The organism is Burkholderia gladioli (assembly GCF_000959725.1).
Classification (GTDB): domain Bacteria; phylum Pseudomonadota; class Gammaproteobacteria; order Burkholderiales; family Burkholderiaceae; genus Burkholderia; species Burkholderia gladioli.
The window spans coordinates 532,359-547,039 of sequence record NZ_CP009323.1; the positions used below are offsets into that span (position 1 = coordinate 532,359).

Sequence of the window (14,681 nt, forward strand, 5' to 3'; positions counted from 1 at the left end):
CTTCCGACCCTCACGCATGGCCGAACCCACTCTCGGCGTCGCGCTGATCGCGCTGAACGCCGCCGCCCGCCTCTCCGACTGCCTCGCCTCGCTCGATTTCGCCGACGAGGTGGTACTGATCGACGGCGGCAGCACCGACGCGACCGTCGAGATCGCCCGGGCCCACGGCGCACGCGTGGTGGTCGAGCCCGACTGGCCCGGCTTCGGGCCGCAGAAGAACCGCGCGATCGCCCAGTTGTCGACCGACTGGATCCTCTCGCTCGATACCGACGAGGTGGTCACGCCCGAGTTGGCCGCCTCGATCCGCGCCGCGATCCGCGCGCCGGGCGCCGACATGTACGCGATCGACCGCCTGTCGAGCTTCTGCGGCAGCTGGATCAGGCACGGCGGCTGGTATCCCGACTGGATTCCGCGGCTGTTCAGGCGCGGCACGGCGCGCTTTTCCGACGATCTGGTGCACGAACGGCTGATCCACGACGGCCCGGCCGCGCGCCTGACGGGCAAGCTGCTGCATTACTCCTACGAGGACTTCGAATCGGTGCTGCGCAAGCTCGACAGCTATTCGAGCGCGGGTGCCAGGCAACGCCACGCGGCCGGCCAGCGCGGCGGCTTCGGCAAGGCGCTGGGCCGCGGCGCCTGGGCCTTCGTGCGCACCTACTTCCTGCGGCGCGGCTTCCTCGACGGGCGCGCCGGCTTCATGATCGCGGTATTCAACGCCGAGACGGTCTATTACCGTTTCCTCAAGCTCGGCGCGCGCGCCGCCGGCAAGCCGCCCCGCGCCTGAGCCGGCGGCGCGCGCGACGGGACGGGTACAATGCGGGCCACCCGTCGCGCAGCACGCCGGCCCGAGCCGGCCATGCCCGACCTCCGTTCCCGAAGCCGATCGCCATGTTCTCCATCCTCATCCCGACCTGGAACAACCTCCCGTACCTGCAATGCGTGATCGCGAGCCTGCGCCGCCATTCGGCACATGATCACCAGATCATCGTGCACGTCAACGACGGCTCGGACGGCACGCTCGACTGGGTTCGCCAGGAAGGCATCGAGCACACGGCCTCGCCCGCCAACATCGGCATCTGCCACGCGGTGAACCTGGCCGCGGCGCGCGCCACGCGCGAGTACATCGTCTACATGAACGACGACATGGCCGTCTGCCCGGGCTGGGATACGGCGCTGGCGGCCCGCATCGCAGGCCTGCCCTCGAACCTGTTCATGCTGTCGGGCACCATGGTCGAGCCGGTCGACACCGGCAACCCCTGCGTGGTGGTGCGCGATTTCGGCCGCGACGCCGCCGCGCTCGACCTCGACGCGCTGGCCGCCGCCACGCCGGGCCTGAAGCGCGCCGACTGGCTCGGCGCGACCTGGCCGCCGACCCTCGTGCATCGCGACTGGTGGCACCGCGTCGGCGGCTACAGCAGCGAGCTGAGCCCGGGCATGAGCAGCGACAACGACCTGTCGATGAAGATGTGGGATGCGGGCTGCCGGATCTTCCTCGGCGTCGGCGACAGCCTGGTCTATCACTTCCAGCAGAAGAGCACCGGCAAGATCGTGAAGAACGACGGCCGCCGCCAGTTCCTCAACAAGTGGGGCATGACGCAGGCCACCTTCGACCGCTACTACCTGCGTCGCGGCCAGCCCGCCGGTGCCACGCTGGCGCTGGCCGAGCCGCCGCTCGACGGCCGCCTCAAGCGTGCGCTGCTGCGCTCGCGCCTCAAGCGCGCGTTCTCCTGATCCCGCCGACCTGCCCGCGCGTCGCGCCATCCCCGCGCGGCGCCGCCGATTCCCGCGAAGGTTCCCGCCGATGTCCTCGATCGCCCCGCAGCCCGCGCTCCCGAGCCGCCGGCTGACGCTCGCCCGCGCGCTCGCGATCCTCGCGATGTGCATGGTGCCCGTCTCCACCGCGCTGACCAACGTGTTCTGCGCCCTCTTCGCGCTGGCGGTGCTGAGCGCGCCGGAATGCTGGCGCGGCCTGCCGGCGCTGCCACGCCAGGGCGCCGCGCTGGCCGCCCTGCTGCTGCTCGCCGCGCTGGCCGCGAGCGTGGCCTGGTCGGTCGCGCCGGCGCACGACGGTTGGCAATGGGTCGCCAAGTACGACAAGCTCCTGCTGCTGCCCTTCGCGGTGCTCGCCTTTCGCGATGCCGCGCCGAGCTGGGCCGCGATCGCGCGCTGGAGCCTGTTCGCGACCCTGGTGGCGGTGCTGCTGCTGGCCACCAGCAACTTCCTCGGCCTGAGCCGGATCGGCCCGCTCTATGAAGCCGGGCTGCCGACTTCCCGCGCCTGGGTGTTCAAGAACCACATCGCGGCCGGCATGTTCGGCGCGCTGCTGTTCTACCAGGCCGCCGACCTGATGCTGGCCGCGCGTGCCGCGCGCGCGCGGATCGCGCTGGGCGCGATCGCGGCGCTGGCGCTGGTGTATGTCTACGTGATGCTGCAGGGACGCACCGGCCAGGTGATCGGCCTGCTGCTGGTGGCGGTGATCGCCTGGCGCGTGCTGGGCCGCCTGCGCCGCCGCTCGCCCAAGCTCGCGGCGGCGGCCGCGCTGCTGTTCGTGCTGGCCACGCTGGCCGGCGCCGGCGCGGTGCTGACGCGCCACGACAGCCGCCTGATGCAGGTCGCCGGAGAAGTGCAGGCCTACCGGCAGACCGATGCGGCCACCTCGTCGGGCCTGCGCCTGGCCTGGTACCAGCGCGCGCTCGGGCTCTATGCCGAGCGCCCCCTGGTCGGCTACGGCGTGGCCGGGCTCGGCGTGGAATTCAAGCGCCTGGCGGCCGGCAAGACCCTCGCCGAAGCCAGGCTGACCGAGAACCCGCACAACGAATACCTGCTGATGGCCGTGCAGCTCGGCACGCTCGGCCTCGCGCTCTTCATCAACCTGCTGGTGCAAGCATGGCGCGCGAGCCGCTCGCTGGACGCGCGCTCGCGCCATCTGCTGCTGGCCTGGCTCACGATCTTCACGATCGGCTGCGGCGCGAACTCGCTGCTGCTCGATTTCTCGGAAGGGCACCTGTTCGTGCTGCTGGCCGGGATCCTGATCGGCTGCGGCTATCGATCCGAAGGCGCGCCGCGCACGGCCCTGGAACGCGCCTGAGGCGCTGCGCGGCCGGCGCCCGCTCAGGCGGCCGGCCGCACCAGGTGGATGGTGTTGACCACCTGCGAAGGCGCCGAGCGCGCCGCCTCGGCCGGCAGGCCGAGCATCTCGGCCGCGACCGCCGCCACGCGCGCGGTCGACATCTGCAGCAGGCAGTCGCTGTAGCTGCCGACATGACGCTCGCAGCCTTCCTTGCGGCAAGGCACGCAGCTGCCCTCGCCCTGCAGCAGGAACACCTGACCGCGACGCCCCGAACCCACCAGCGGCCAGGGATTGCCCACGCCGCGCCAGCCTTGCGGCCAGGGGCCCCAGCGCACCGGGTCGGACGGCCCGAACAGCGCGATCACGGGCGTGCCGGTGGCCGCGGCCACGTGGGTGGCGCCGGTATCGGGGCCGACGAACAGCCTGGCGCGCCGCACCAGTTCGGCGCTCTCGCCGAACGACAGGCGCCCGACCAGGTTCAGCACCTCGCCGCCGGCCGCCGTCGCGATCTGCTCGGCATATTCGCGCTCGTTCGCGGCGGGACCGCCGCTCAGCGCGATCGCGTAGCCCAGGCCGCGCAACCAGCCGATCAGCTCGACCCAGCCATCGCGCCGCCATTGCTTGTAGGCAAACATCGGATAAGGGTGCAGCACCACCAGCGGCTGCCCCGCGGCGATCGCGGGCGAGCTCGCGAGCAGCGCATCGAAGCGCTCGCGCTGCGCGGGATCGCCGCCGAGCCCCGGCGCGACCACCTCGGGCACCGGTTCGACGCCGATTGCCGGCGCCAGCGCCAGCGTGCTGATCACGGTGTGTTCGTGCTGGTGATCGTTGATCGCGATCCGGTTCAGCAGGAAACGCGTCCAGAGGTTGACGCGATTCGGATCGACCAGGCCCACGCGCCGCCGCCCGGCGAACCAGGTGTAATAGCGCGGCCGATCCGAGCTGAGCGCCGCGCAGGCCAGGTCGTAGCGGCGCCAGAGCCGCGCCGCGTCGCGCAGGCGCTCGCCGAGCCCGGCGCGCTGGGCTACCACGATCACGCGACGGATGTCAGGATTGCCCTCGAGCACGCCCTCGGTGCCGCGAAACACCAGCATGTCGATCGGCGTATCGGGCCAGCGCGCCTTCAGCGAGCGGACGATCGGCGTGGTCAGCAGCACGTCGCCGATGCGGCGCGTCGCGACGACCAGGATGCTCTCGGGACGGCGATCAGGGGGAAACAGGGCGGCCACGGTCTGGGTTCTGGTGTGGTGGGGATCGAGGCTCGCACTGTACTCGATTCCGCGGCGCCCCGCGTGGGGAGCGGGCACGGCACGCGCCGGAACCGGCGGCGAGGCCAGCGGATGAAAACGAGCGGCGGGAGACACAGCGAATCGGCCCGGTCGAATGACCGGGCCGGTTTCGTGACTCAGTAGGCGATTTCCACCGTGCCGTCGCCGAAGATGGCGCGCAACTCGGCCAGCAGCGTATCGCTCGGCTTGACGCGCCAGGCGTCGCCCAGCCGCATCTCGCCCTGCGCGCGCGCGTTGTTGTAGAGGATCTGCACGGCCAGCCCGTTCGGCATCGGCATCGGCGCGCGGCGGCCGCCATCGCGTCCCTCGCGCCCGCCGCGGGACGGCGCCGGCGCCGGTGCCGCGACGGCCGGCGCGGGTTCGGCCTTGGCCACATGCGGCTCCAGCACGCGACGCAGCGCGGCCGCGTCGGCATTGCCGTTCATGGTCATGCGCACGGCCTGCGCGTAGCGGCTGCGCGCGCGCTCGAGATCCATCACCGCATCGGCCGTGAAGCGGATCCCGCCCGTGAACGCGTCGTTGCGCGCCTGGCCCTGCACGATCAGCAGTTCGTCTTCCTTGAACAGGCCGCGGTTCGCGTCGAACTGCTCGTTGAACACCGTGATCTCGCACTGGCCGGTGCCGTCGTCTAGCAGCGCGATGATCATCTTGCCGCGTTGCGTCATCTGGGTGCGCAGCGAGGCGATCACGCCGGCCACCAGCTTGTCGCGCCCTTCCTTCAGCTCGCCGAGCTTCATCCGCGCGAAACGGCGGACTTCCTCGCGATAGGCGTCGAACAGGTGCCCCGACAGGTAGAAACCGAGCGCGCCCTTTTCCTCCTGCAGGCGACGCTTCTCGTCCCAGGCCGGTTCGTCCACCAGCGCATGCGCGTGCGGCGACTCGGCGCCCATGTCGAACAGGCCGGCCTGCATCGCGTTGGCCTCGGCCTGGTCGGCCGCTTCCATGGCGAGCGGCACCGAGGCGATCAGCTGCGCGCGGTTCGGCGTCAGCACGTCGAAGGCGCCGGCGCGGATCAGCGCCTCCACGGTGCGGCGGTTGACGAGGCGGCGGTCGATCCGTTCGCAGAAATCGAACAGGTCCTTGAACACGCCGCCTTCCTTGCGCGCCCGCAGGATCTCCTCGATCGCGTTCTGGCCGCTGCCCTTGACGGCGCCCAGGCCGTAGCGGATCGTCTTCGAGCGCTTGCCGTCGGCTTCCGCGACCGGCTCGAAGCGGTATTCGGACTGATTGATATCGGGCGGCAGCACCTTCAGGCCATTGAGCTCGCAGTCGTCGAACAGGATCTTCACCTTGTCGGTGTCGTCCATCGCGAGCGTCATGTTGGCCGCCATGAATTCGGCGGGGTGATGCGCCTTCAGCCAGGCGGTGTAGTAGGCGAGCAGCGCGTAGGCGGCCGCGTGCGACTTGTTGAAGCCGTAACCCGCGAACTTCTCCATCAAGTCGAAGATCTCGTCCGACTTCTCGCGCGTGAGGCCGTTCTTCGCGGCGCCCTCGGCGAAGATCTCGCGGTGCTTGACCATCTCCTCGGGCTTCTTCTTGCCCATCGCGCGACGCAGCAAGTCGGCGCCGCCCAGCGAGTAGCCGCCGATGATCTGCGCCATCTGCATCACCTGCTCCTGATAGACCATGATGCCGTAGGTCTCTTTCAGGACCGGCTCGACGCGCGGATCCGGGTACTCCACCTTCTCGCGGCCGTGCTTGCGGGCGCAGAAGCTCGGGATCAAGTCCATCGGGCCCGGCCGGTACAAGGACACGAGCGCGATGATGTCCTCAAAGCGATCGGGCTGGGCGTCCTTCAGCATGCCCTGCATGCCGCGGCTTTCCAGCTGGAACACGGCGACCGTGTTCGCTTTCTTGAGGATCTGGAACGAGGCGGGATCGTCGAGCGGGACCTGGGCCAGCGACCAGTCGGCCTTGGCCGGATCGAGCCGGCGGATGAAGCGCTCGGCCCAGTCGAGGATGGTCAGGGTGGTCAGGCCCAGAAAGTCGAACTTCACCAGCCCGACCGCCTCGACGTCGTCCTTGTCGTACTGGCTGACCACGCCGCCGTCGTCGCCTTGGGCGTACAAGGGGCAGAAATCGGTCAGCTTGCCCGGCGCGATCAGCACGCCGCCGGCGTGCATGCCGACGTTACGCGTGAGGCCCTCGACGCGCTGCGCGAGATCGAGCAGCTGATGGACCTCGTCCTCGTTGTCGTAGCGCTCCTGCAGCAGCGGCTCTTCCTTCATCGCGTCGGCGATGGTGACGTGCTTGCCCGGCTTGAACGGGATCAGCTTGGCCACGCCGTCGGTGAACATGTAGCCGAGGTCGAGCACCCGCCCGATGTCGCGCACGGCCGCCTTGGCGGCCATGGTGCCGAAGGTGGCGATCTGCGAGACCGCGTCGGCGCCGTACTTCTCCTTCACGTACTGAATCACGCGATCGCGGCCGTGCTGGCAGAAGTCGATGTCGAAGTCGGGCATCGAGACCCGCTCCGGATTCAGGAAGCGCTCGAACAGCAGGTTGTAGCGCAGCGGATCGAGATCGGTGATGCCCAGCGAATAGGCCACCAGCGAGCCCGCGCCCGAGCCGCGGCCCGGGCCGACCGGCACGCCGTTGTTCTTGGCCCAGTTGATGAAGTCCGCCACGATCAGGAAGTAGCCGGGGAAGCCCATCTTCTTGATCGTGTTGCATTCGAATTCGAGGCGCTGGTAGTAGGTCGCGCGCTGCGCGTCCCGCTCGGCCTCGTCGGGGAACAGTTGCACCAGGCGCTTCTCGAGCCCTTCCTGCGAGAGCTGGACCAGGTAGTCGTCGAGCGACATGCCGTCCGGCGTCGGGAACAGCGGCAGCTTGGGCTTGCCGAGCTCGAGCTTGAGGTTGCAGCGCTTGGCGATCTCGACCGTGTTCTGCACCGCCGAGGGGATATCGGCGAACAGCTCGGCCATCTCGGCCTGGGTGCGGAAGCGTTGTTCGACGGTGAAGCGCTTCTGGCGGCGTGGGTTGGCGAGGATGTCGCCTTCCGAGATGCAGACACGCGCCTCGTGCGCCGTGAAATCCTCGTCGCCCATGAACTGCAGCGGATGCGTGGCGACCACCGGCAGCTGCAGCTCGGCCGCGAGCTTGGCGGCTTCCTGCACATAGGCCTCGCCGCCGGGCTGGCCGTAGCGCTGCAGCTCGATGTAGAAGCCGCCCGGGAACACGCGGGCCCAGCGCTGCGCATGGCGGCGCGCGGCCTCGGCGTTGCCGGCCGCCAGCGCGATGCCGATGTCGCCCTGCTGCGCGCCCGACAGCGCCAGCAGGCCCTGGCCGAGCTCGGATTCGAGCCATTGCGCGTCGACCTCGGCGCGGCCGCGATACTGGTTGGTGAGCCAGGCCTTCGAGAGCAGCTCGCAGAGGTTCAGGTAGCCGGCCTTGTCGCGCACCAGCAGCAAGAGGCGCGAGGGCTTGTCGCGATCGTCGTGGTTGGTGATCCAGACATCGCAGCCGGCGATCGGCTTGACACCCTTGCCGCGGGCTTCCTGGTAGAAACGGACGAGACCGAATGCATTGCCGAGATCGGTGAGGGCGAGCGCGCCCTGACCGTCGGCGGCCGCCGCCTTGACCAAGTCGTCGAGGCGCACGATGCCGTCGGCAATCGAGAATTCGGAGTGAACGCGAAGATGGACGAAACGGGGATCTGACATGGGCGTTATTGTAGCCGCGTCACGACGAAGGCAACGCCCGCGCGCGGCAAAAATCGACGCGGCTGGCCATCCGGCCAGGCCGGGCCTGGGCTGCGACATCCTGCCTCCATGGCCCGGCCGACTGGTTTGCCGGCGCGTTTGCGGGATAATACGGGTTTGCTCATTCACGCGGCGGCCTGCCGCACGGTATCGCGCCCCATTTGCGCCGGCCCCCGGCGCCCGCGCGAGCCGTGCCCGCCCCGCTTCATCCCCGGTTCATCATGTCCATCGTCAACCTCGCCGCCTACCGCTTCGTCACGATCGAGTCGCCCGAAGCCTGGCGACCGCTCGTCACCGAGCGCTGCCAGTCGCTCGGGCTGCGCGGCACGATCCTGCTCGCCCCCGAAGGCATCAACCTGTTCATTGCCGGCCCGCGCGAGGCCACCGACGCGTTCGTCGCCTATCTGCGCGAGGATGCGCTGTTCGCCGGCAAGTTCGCCGACCTGCAGTTCAAGGAAAGCCTGTCCGATTCGCAGCCGTTCCGGCGCATGCTGGTGCGCATCAAGCGCGAGATCATCACCATGAAGAAGCCGGCGATCCAGCCGGAACTGGGCCGCGCGCCCTCGGTGGACGCCCGCACGTTGAAGGCCTGGCTCGACCGGGGCCATGACGACGAAGGCCGTCCGGTGGTGATGCTCGATACCCGCAATGCCTTCGAGGTCGACGTCGGCACCTTCGACCAGGCGCTCGACTACCGCATCGACAAGTTCAGCGAATTCCCGGCCGTGATCGACGCGAACCGCGCCGATCTCGAAGGCAAGACCGTGGTGTCGTTCTGCACCGGCGGGATCCGCTGCGAGAAGGCCGCGATCCACATGAAGGACATCGGCATCGACCACGTCTACCAGCTCGAGGGCGGCATCCTGAAGTATTTCGAGGAAGTCGGCGGCGCGCATTACCACGGCGACTGCTTCGTGTTCGACTACCGCACCGCGCTCAACCCGAAACTGGAGCCGACCGCCGACGTGACCTGCTTCGCCTGCCGCGCCGTGGTGTCGGCCGAGGACCAGCAATCGCCGCACTACGTGCCGGGCCGCTCCTGCCCGGCCTGCGCGACGGCCCAGCCGGTCACGGCCAAGCCGGCCGCCCGCCCGGCGGCCTGAGCCCGGGCCGCGCCTCCCCTCCCTGCCAGGGTCTCGCTTGACACCACGCTATCGCGGCCGTTTCGCGCCCTCGCCCACCGGCCCGCTGCATTTCGGCTCGCTGGTCGGCGCGCTCGCCAGCTGGCTCGACGCGCGCGCCCACGCGGGCGACTGGCTGGTGCGCATCGAGGACGTCGACGGCCCGCGCACGGTGCCCGGCGCCGCGCGGGAAATCCTCGCCACGCTCGCCGCCTTCGGCCTGAACCCCGACGAACCGCCCATCTGGCAGAGCCGGCGCGACGCCGAATACACGGCCGCGCTCGACGCGTTGACGGCGGCGGGCTATGTCTACCCTTGCGGCTGCACGCGCAAGGAGATCGCCGACTCGCTGCGCGCCGCGCACGAGCGCCACACCACGCTGGCCTATCCCGGCACCTGCCGCGACGGCCTGCATGGCAAGCCGGCCCGCGCCTGGCGGCTGCGGGTGCCCGACGGCGCGGCGGCCGTGATCGGCTTCGACGATCGCTGGCAGGGCCGGCAGTCGCAGGATCTCGCCACCGAGGTCGGCGATTTCGTGCTCAGGCGTGCCGACGGCCAATGGGCCTACCAGCTCGCCGTGGTGGTCGACGATCGCGATGCCGGCATCACCCACGTGGTACGCGGCGTCGACCTGCTCGATTCGACGGCACGGCAGATCCATCTCCAGCACTGCCTCGGCGCGCCGACGCCGGCCTATCTGCATGTGCCCGTGGTGGTCGACGCGAACGGCGAGAAGCTCAGCAAGCAGACCGGCGCCAGCGCGCTCGACGCCTCGGCGCCGCTGGTCTCGCTGAACGCCGCGGCAGACCACCTGGGGCTCGGGCTGGCGCCATCCGCGCGTGCCTCGCGCGATGTCTTCTTTTCGGCCGCCACCGCCGCCTGGGCCGCTCGTTTCGGTCCCGGCGCGCGCTGAGCGCGCCTTACGCCGCGCCGCGTTTTTCTCCCGGTAAACGGAAACGGGCGGATGCTCTCGCATCCGCCCGTTTTCAGGCTTTCAGGCCGGATTCCGCTCAGGACGACGTGCGGCGCGGCATGCCGAAGCCGCCCAGCAGCGCGGCCAGCGGCTGCTTCGACTTTTTCTCGCTCGATGCCGGCTGCTTGGTCGCCTCCTCGGGCTCGCGCGCGCTCGGCGACGGCTCGTAGGGCTTCAGGAAGAACTCGTCGACCGGCGCCTCGCGACGCGAATGATGGTGATGCGTGCGCTCGCCGCCGTGCCCGTGCGAACGGCGCGGGCCGCGCGATTCGTCGCGATCGCGGCTGCGCTCGCTGCGTTCGCCACGTTCCTGGCGCGCGCGCACCGGGGCGTCGACCGCGAGCGGCTGCAGCGGCAGGTCGCGCTTGATCAGCTTCTCGATATCGGCCAGTTGCTTGCGCTCGTTCGGGCTGCACAGCGACAGCGCGTCGCCCGAGGCGCCCGCGCGGCCGGTCCGGCCGATGCGGTGCACGTAATCCTCGGCGTTGAAGGGCAGGTCGAAGTTGATCACGGCCGGCAGCTCGGCGATGTCCAGGCCGCGTGCGGCCACGTCGGTGGCGACCAGCGCCTCGACCTCGCCGCGCTTGAAGGCATCCAGGGCCTGCATCCGTTCGTTCTGGGAGCGGTCGCCGTGGATCGCCGTGGCGACCACGCCGTCGCGCTCGAGCTGGCGCGCCAGGCGGCTCGCACCGATCTTGCTGTTGCAGAACACGATCACCTGCTTGAGCGAGCGATCGCGGATCAGCTTGACCACCGCGGCCTGCTTGTCGCCCTCGGCGATCTCGTAGACCACCTGCGTGACATTGGTGGCCGTCGCATTGCTGCGCGCCACCTCGATGGTCTGCGGGTTGCTCAGGTAGGTCGAGGCCAGCTTCTTGATCTCGGGCGAGAAGGTGGCCGAGAACAGCAGGGTCTGGCGCTGCTTGGGCAGCAGGTTCAGGATCCGCTGCAGGTCGGGCAGGAAGCCCATGTCGAGCATCCGGTCGGCCTCGTCGAGCACCAGCATCTGCACCTGGCCGAGGTTGGCCGTCTTCTGCTGCACGTGGTCGAGCAGGCGACCCGGCGTGGCGATCAGGATCTCGACGCCGCGGCGCAGCTCGGCCATCTGCGGGTTCATGTCGACGCCGCCGAACACCACCGCGCTGCGCAGCGCCGTGTGCTTCGCGTAGGCATGCACGTTGGCGGCCACCTGGTCGGCCAGCTCGCGCGTCGGCGTGAGGATCAATGCGCGCACCGGGTGGCGCGCCGGCGAGGCGCTGCTGTTGGCCTGCGGCAACAGGCGCTGGATGATCGGCAGCGAGAAGCTGGCGGTCTTGCCGGTGCCCGTCTGCGCGGCGCCCATCACGTCGCGCCCGGACAGCACGACCGGAATCGCCTTGGCCTGGATCGGCGTCGGCGTCGTATAGCCCTGCTCCGCAATGGCCTTCAGAATGTCGGGCGCGAGGCCGAACTGATCGAAAGTTGCGTCGACGGACGTGGCTGCTGAATCGGACATGGTTGGCGTTTCGCTCAAGTGGCGCGGCGGGAATTCGGGTGTGGCCGGGCCGATTGCCGGTGGCCGCACGAACAACACGGTGGAATGAATGACGGAACTGCTGCGACGCGCCGCGCGACGCCGCCACGGCGCCGGGTCGAACCCGGCGCGCCGCCCCGTGCGGCGGAACGCCGACGGAAAGGGCGGTATTGTAGCACTGGCCCGTGACGGCACCCCTCGGCGCCTCAGGGACGCTTGCGGCGGCCCTGGATCTCCTGGCAGTCCGCCAGCAGCGGCGGCGCCGAGCTGCCGGCGATCTCGTCGCTCAGCGTGGCGGCCGGCCCCTTGGTCCACCAGGTGTAGCGGCCAGCCTGGTAGCGCGCGCCCGAGGCCGACAGCGTGTCGACGAACAGCATCGGCCGGCCGTTCACCGGCACCAGCGCGAAACTCTGGCCGTTGCGGGCCAGCCAGTAGGCGACCCGCACCGGCCGCGCCTGGTTCGCGCACTGATAACGGGTGAAGCTGCGCGCGTCGGTATCGATTTCCTCGACGGTCAGTTGCGCGGCCTGGGCCGCCGATATGCCCGCGAAGCCGACCAGCAGGCCCGCGGCGAAAATGATGCGCTTCATGCGCGTGCTCCTTGCCCCTGCCCGGGCGCTGCCATGCCTGGCCGACTCGATCAGGGATCGATCACGTCGGCACAGGCATCGGTCGGCGCGGCCGCCACATGGCCGACCACCGGCACGATCTTGAGGCCGGCCGACGCGACCCGGCACGGCGCCGCGGCCAGGCCGCAGCCCGACACCGCCAGGCACAGCGTCGCGATAAGTACCCATTTCATCTCGAGACTCCTCGGCCGCAGCGTTTGGCCGCCGCAGCCTTAGATACGGTTTGCGCGAAATCGGGCCGGATCCCACGACGTCTTCCCGGCAACGGGACGACGCTAACCGCCCGCGTTCGCCCGGCTGGGCCGGCACCTGCCCCGCCCCAGCCCGGCCGTGCCGCCTCAGCGCGCGGACACAGGCCGGACCGCCGCGGCGGCCCGCTTGGCGCGCTCGCGCGCCTCGTCGACATCGGCGCCGATCGCCACCGCCACGCCCATGCGACGCTTGGTGAAGCTCTCGGGCTTGCCGAACAGGCGCAGGTCGACGCCCGGCACGGCCAGCGCCTCGGCCACGCCCTCGAAGGCGATGCCGGCCTCGTCCAGGCCGCCGTAGATCACCGCCGAGGCGGCCGGCGACGTGAGGGCCGGATCGACCGGCAGGCCGAGTATGGCACGCGCATGCAGCTCGAACTCCGACTGCCGCTGCGAGGCCAGCGTCACCAGCCCCGTGTCGTGCGGACGCGGGCTGACCTCGGAGAACCAGACCTCGTCGCCGCGCACGAACAGCTCGACGCCGAACAGGCCGCGGCCGCCCAGGGCCGTCGTCACTTGGTGTGCAATCTCGCGCGAACGTTCCCGGGCAATCGCGCTCATCGGCTGCGGCTGCCAGGATTCCACGTAGTCGCCGGCGACCTGCAGGTGGCCGACCGGGTCGCAGAAATAGGTCCGGGTTTCCTTGCTGGCCGGGTCGATCGCGCGCACCGTGAGCTGGGTGATCTCGTAGTCGAAATCGATGAAACCCTCGACGATCACGCGGCCGTGGTTCACGCGCCCGCCTGCCATCGCATGCTGCCAGGCCGGCTCGACATCGGCCTCGCCGCGCAGCACCGACTGCCCCTTGCCCGAGGACGACATCACCGGCTTGACCACGCAGGGGAAACCGATCGAGGCCACCGCGGCGCGGAATTCCTCGATGGATTGCGCGAACGCGTAGGGCGAGGTCGGCAGGCCGAGCTCCTCGGCCGCCAGGCGGCGGATGCCCTCGCGGTTCATGGTCAGCTGGGTGGCGCGCGCGGTCGGGATCACCTCGGCGAGGCGCTCGGACTCGATCGCGGCCAGCGCGTCGGTGGCGATCGCCTCGATCTCGGGCACGATCAGGTGCGGCTGCTCGGCCTCGACCAGCGCGCGCAGCGCGGCCGCGTCGGTCATGTCGATCACGTGCGCGCGATGCGCGACCTGGTGGCCAGGCGCGTTCGCGTAGCGATCGACGGCGATCACTTCGACGCCGAGGCGCTGCAACGCGATGATGACTTCCTTGCCGAGTTCGCCGGCGCCCAGCAGCATGACGCGCGTGGCGGAGGGCGAGAGCGGCGTACCGAGCCGCTGACCGATCTGCATGAGATTTCCCGCTGAAAAGATTGGGGTGAAGACGTGGATACGACCAAGGCGCGATGTTAACACGCAGCTTCGGCGCGAACCGGCCTGCAGGCGACGACGCAACCGGCGACAGAACGTTTCGCGCCGCCGATGGTCGGCTCGCCTCGCGCGCTCCGACTGCGTTACTCTTACGCCTTTGCCAGCATCACCATGAATTCGAGGAACGAGGCCATGCATAAACCTTCCGCGGCCGCGCGCACGCGCCCCAGCTTCGTCCGTTCGCTGCGCGCGCCGCTGGCCGCGATCTCGCTGGCCGCGCTGGCCGCCTGCGCGATCCCGACCCACCCCGATTCCTCCGCCCCGCCCTCCGATCCGTTCAACCCCGCCGCGATCCAGTTGATCGACGACACCAGCTGGCAGTTGGCGGGCTGGCGCAATGCCGACGGCACGCAGCGCGAGCTGCCGCCGCAGGATCAGGGCGCGAACGGCCAGCCGGCCGTGCCGACGCTGACGCTGTCGACCGCCGACGGCGTGCGCCGCGCCTCGGGCTTCTCGGGCTGCAACCGCTTCGGCGGCACCTATGCCGTGAAGAACGGGCTGCTCAGCTTCGGGCCGCTGGCCGGCACGCGCATGGCCTGCCCGAACAGCGCCGGCGGCAAGCTGGAGGCGCCGTATCTCGACGCGCTCGCGCACGTCACCAAGGCCGGCCTGCAGATGCAGGCGCCGCAACAGCTCTATCTGGTCACGCAGGATGGCGCGACGCTGACATTCTCCCGTCGCGACACCCCGTGATCCTGTCGAGATGCGCGGCCGCATCACGCGCCTCGGCAACAGGTAATACAACAGGCAAGGC

At 70.0% G+C, this 14,681-nt stretch carries 12 protein-coding genes; 6 read left to right on the plus strand and 6 right to left on the minus strand.

What is annotated here, in order from left to right:
* Positions 1-16 precede the first annotated feature (16 nt).
* The 3 genes from BM43_RS19375 to BM43_RS19385 all read left to right on the plus strand — a co-directional run bounded on the left by BM43_RS19375 (position 17) and on the right by BM43_RS19385 (position 3,088).
* A complete protein-coding gene (locus BM43_RS19375; RefSeq protein ID WP_025096515.1) occupies positions 17-784 on the plus strand; it encodes a glycosyltransferase family 2 protein in 768 nt (255 codons plus the stop codon).
* A gap of 104 nt (positions 785-888) precedes the next feature.
* Complete coding sequence (locus BM43_RS19380; protein WP_036049707.1) at positions 889-1,731, plus strand: glycosyltransferase family 2 protein; 843 nt, start codon at positions 889-891, stop codon at positions 1,729-1,731.
* Positions 1,732-1,801: 70 nt separating this feature from the next.
* A complete protein-coding gene (locus BM43_RS19385; protein ID WP_036049704.1) occupies positions 1,802-3,088 on the plus strand; it encodes an O-antigen ligase family protein in 1,287 nt (428 codons plus the stop codon).
* A 23-nt stretch (positions 3,089-3,111) separates the two neighbouring features.
* Here the strand turns inward: BM43_RS19385 and BM43_RS19390 are convergent, their stop codons facing one another.
* Together BM43_RS19390 and dnaE are read right to left on the minus strand one after the other, a co-directional pair.
* Positions 3,112-4,299 (minus strand): glycosyltransferase family 9 protein, encoded by a 1,188-nt coding sequence (locus tag BM43_RS19390; RefSeq protein ID WP_036049702.1) that lies wholly within the window; start codon positions 4,297-4,299, stop codon positions 3,112-3,114.
* Positions 4,300-4,475: 176 nt separating this feature from the next.
* Complete coding sequence (gene dnaE, locus BM43_RS19395) at positions 4,476-8,021, minus strand: DNA polymerase III subunit alpha (protein WP_036049700.1); 3,546 nt, start codon at positions 8,019-8,021, stop codon at positions 4,476-4,478.
* Between the two features lie 260 nt (positions 8,022-8,281).
* Here dnaE and BM43_RS19400 point away from each other — a divergent pair, with 260 nt between their 5' ends.
* Both BM43_RS19400 and gluQRS read left to right on the plus strand, forming a co-directional pair.
* Complete coding sequence (locus tag BM43_RS19400; RefSeq protein ID WP_036049697.1) at positions 8,282-9,163, plus strand: sulfurtransferase; 882 nt, start codon at positions 8,282-8,284, stop codon at positions 9,161-9,163.
* Between the two features lie 37 nt (positions 9,164-9,200).
* A complete protein-coding gene (gene gluQRS / locus BM43_RS19405; protein ID WP_036049696.1) occupies positions 9,201-10,094 on the plus strand; it encodes a tRNA glutamyl-Q(34) synthetase GluQRS in 894 nt (297 codons plus the stop codon).
* A gap of 97 nt (positions 10,095-10,191) precedes the next feature.
* On the opposite strand, the gene BM43_RS19410 is transcribed toward gluQRS, so the two are convergent.
* The 4 genes from BM43_RS19410 to purT all read right to left on the minus strand — a co-directional run bounded on the left by BM43_RS19410 (position 10,192) and on the right by purT (position 13,849).
* A complete protein-coding gene (locus BM43_RS19410; protein ID WP_017919512.1) occupies positions 10,192-11,649 on the minus strand; it encodes a DEAD/DEAH box helicase in 1,458 nt (485 codons plus the stop codon).
* Between the two features lie 224 nt (positions 11,650-11,873).
* Positions 11,874-12,257: an MliC family protein gene (locus BM43_RS19415; RefSeq protein ID WP_036049693.1), complete on the minus strand. Its 384-nt coding sequence runs from the start codon at positions 12,255-12,257 to the stop codon at positions 11,874-11,876.
* A 50-nt stretch (positions 12,258-12,307) separates the two neighbouring features.
* The gene (locus tag BM43_RS41740; RefSeq protein WP_013698941.1) at positions 12,308-12,469 is read right to left on the minus strand and encodes a DUF6726 family protein; all 162 of its coding nucleotides are present in this window, start codon (positions 12,467-12,469) and stop codon (positions 12,308-12,310) included.
* Positions 12,470-12,634: 165 nt separating this feature from the next.
* Complete coding sequence (gene purT / locus BM43_RS19425; protein WP_025096524.1) at positions 12,635-13,849, minus strand: formate-dependent phosphoribosylglycinamide formyltransferase; 1,215 nt, start codon at positions 13,847-13,849, stop codon at positions 12,635-12,637.
* 210 nt (positions 13,850-14,059) lie between these two features.
* On the opposite strand from purT, the gene BM43_RS19430 reads away from it, so the two are divergent.
* Positions 14,060-14,620, plus strand: a complete 561-nt coding sequence (locus tag BM43_RS19430; protein ID WP_036053043.1) for an META domain-containing protein — start codon at positions 14,060-14,062, stop codon at positions 14,618-14,620.
* Positions 14,621-14,681: the final 61 nt, after the last annotated feature.

Excerpts from the sequence above, each read along its gene's own strand:
- BM43_RS19375 (WP_025096515.1), top strand. The coding sequence starts at position 17 with ATGGCCGAACCCACTCTCGGCGTCGCGCTGATCGCGCTGAACGCCGCC.
- BM43_RS19380 (WP_036049707.1), top strand. The coding sequence starts at position 889 with ATGTTCTCCATCCTCATCCCGACCTGGAACAACCTCCCGTACCTGCAA.
- BM43_RS19385 (WP_036049704.1), top strand. The coding sequence starts at position 1,802 with ATGTCCTCGATCGCCCCGCAGCCCGCGCTCCCGAGCCGCCGGCTGACG.
- dnaE (WP_036049700.1), bottom strand. The coding sequence starts at position 8,021 with ATGTCAGATCCCCGTTTCGTCCATCTTCGCGTTCACTCCGAATTCTCG.
- BM43_RS19400 (WP_036049697.1), top strand. The coding sequence starts at position 8,282 with ATGTCCATCGTCAACCTCGCCGCCTACCGCTTCGTCACGATCGAGTCG.
- BM43_RS19410 (WP_017919512.1), bottom strand. The coding sequence starts at position 11,649 with ATGTCCGATTCAGCAGCCACGTCCGTCGACGCAACTTTCGATCAGTTC.
- BM43_RS19415 (WP_036049693.1), bottom strand. The coding sequence starts at position 12,257 with ATGAAGCGCATCATTTTCGCCGCGGGCCTGCTGGTCGGCTTCGCGGGC.
- BM43_RS41740 (WP_013698941.1), bottom strand. The coding sequence starts at position 12,469 with ATGAAATGGGTACTTATCGCGACGCTGTGCCTGGCGGTGTCGGGCTGC.
- purT (WP_025096524.1), bottom strand. The coding sequence starts at position 13,849 with ATGCAGATCGGTCAGCGGCTCGGTACGCCGCTCTCGCCCTCCGCCACG.
- BM43_RS19430 (WP_036053043.1), top strand. The coding sequence starts at position 14,060 with ATGCATAAACCTTCCGCGGCCGCGCGCACGCGCCCCAGCTTCGTCCGT.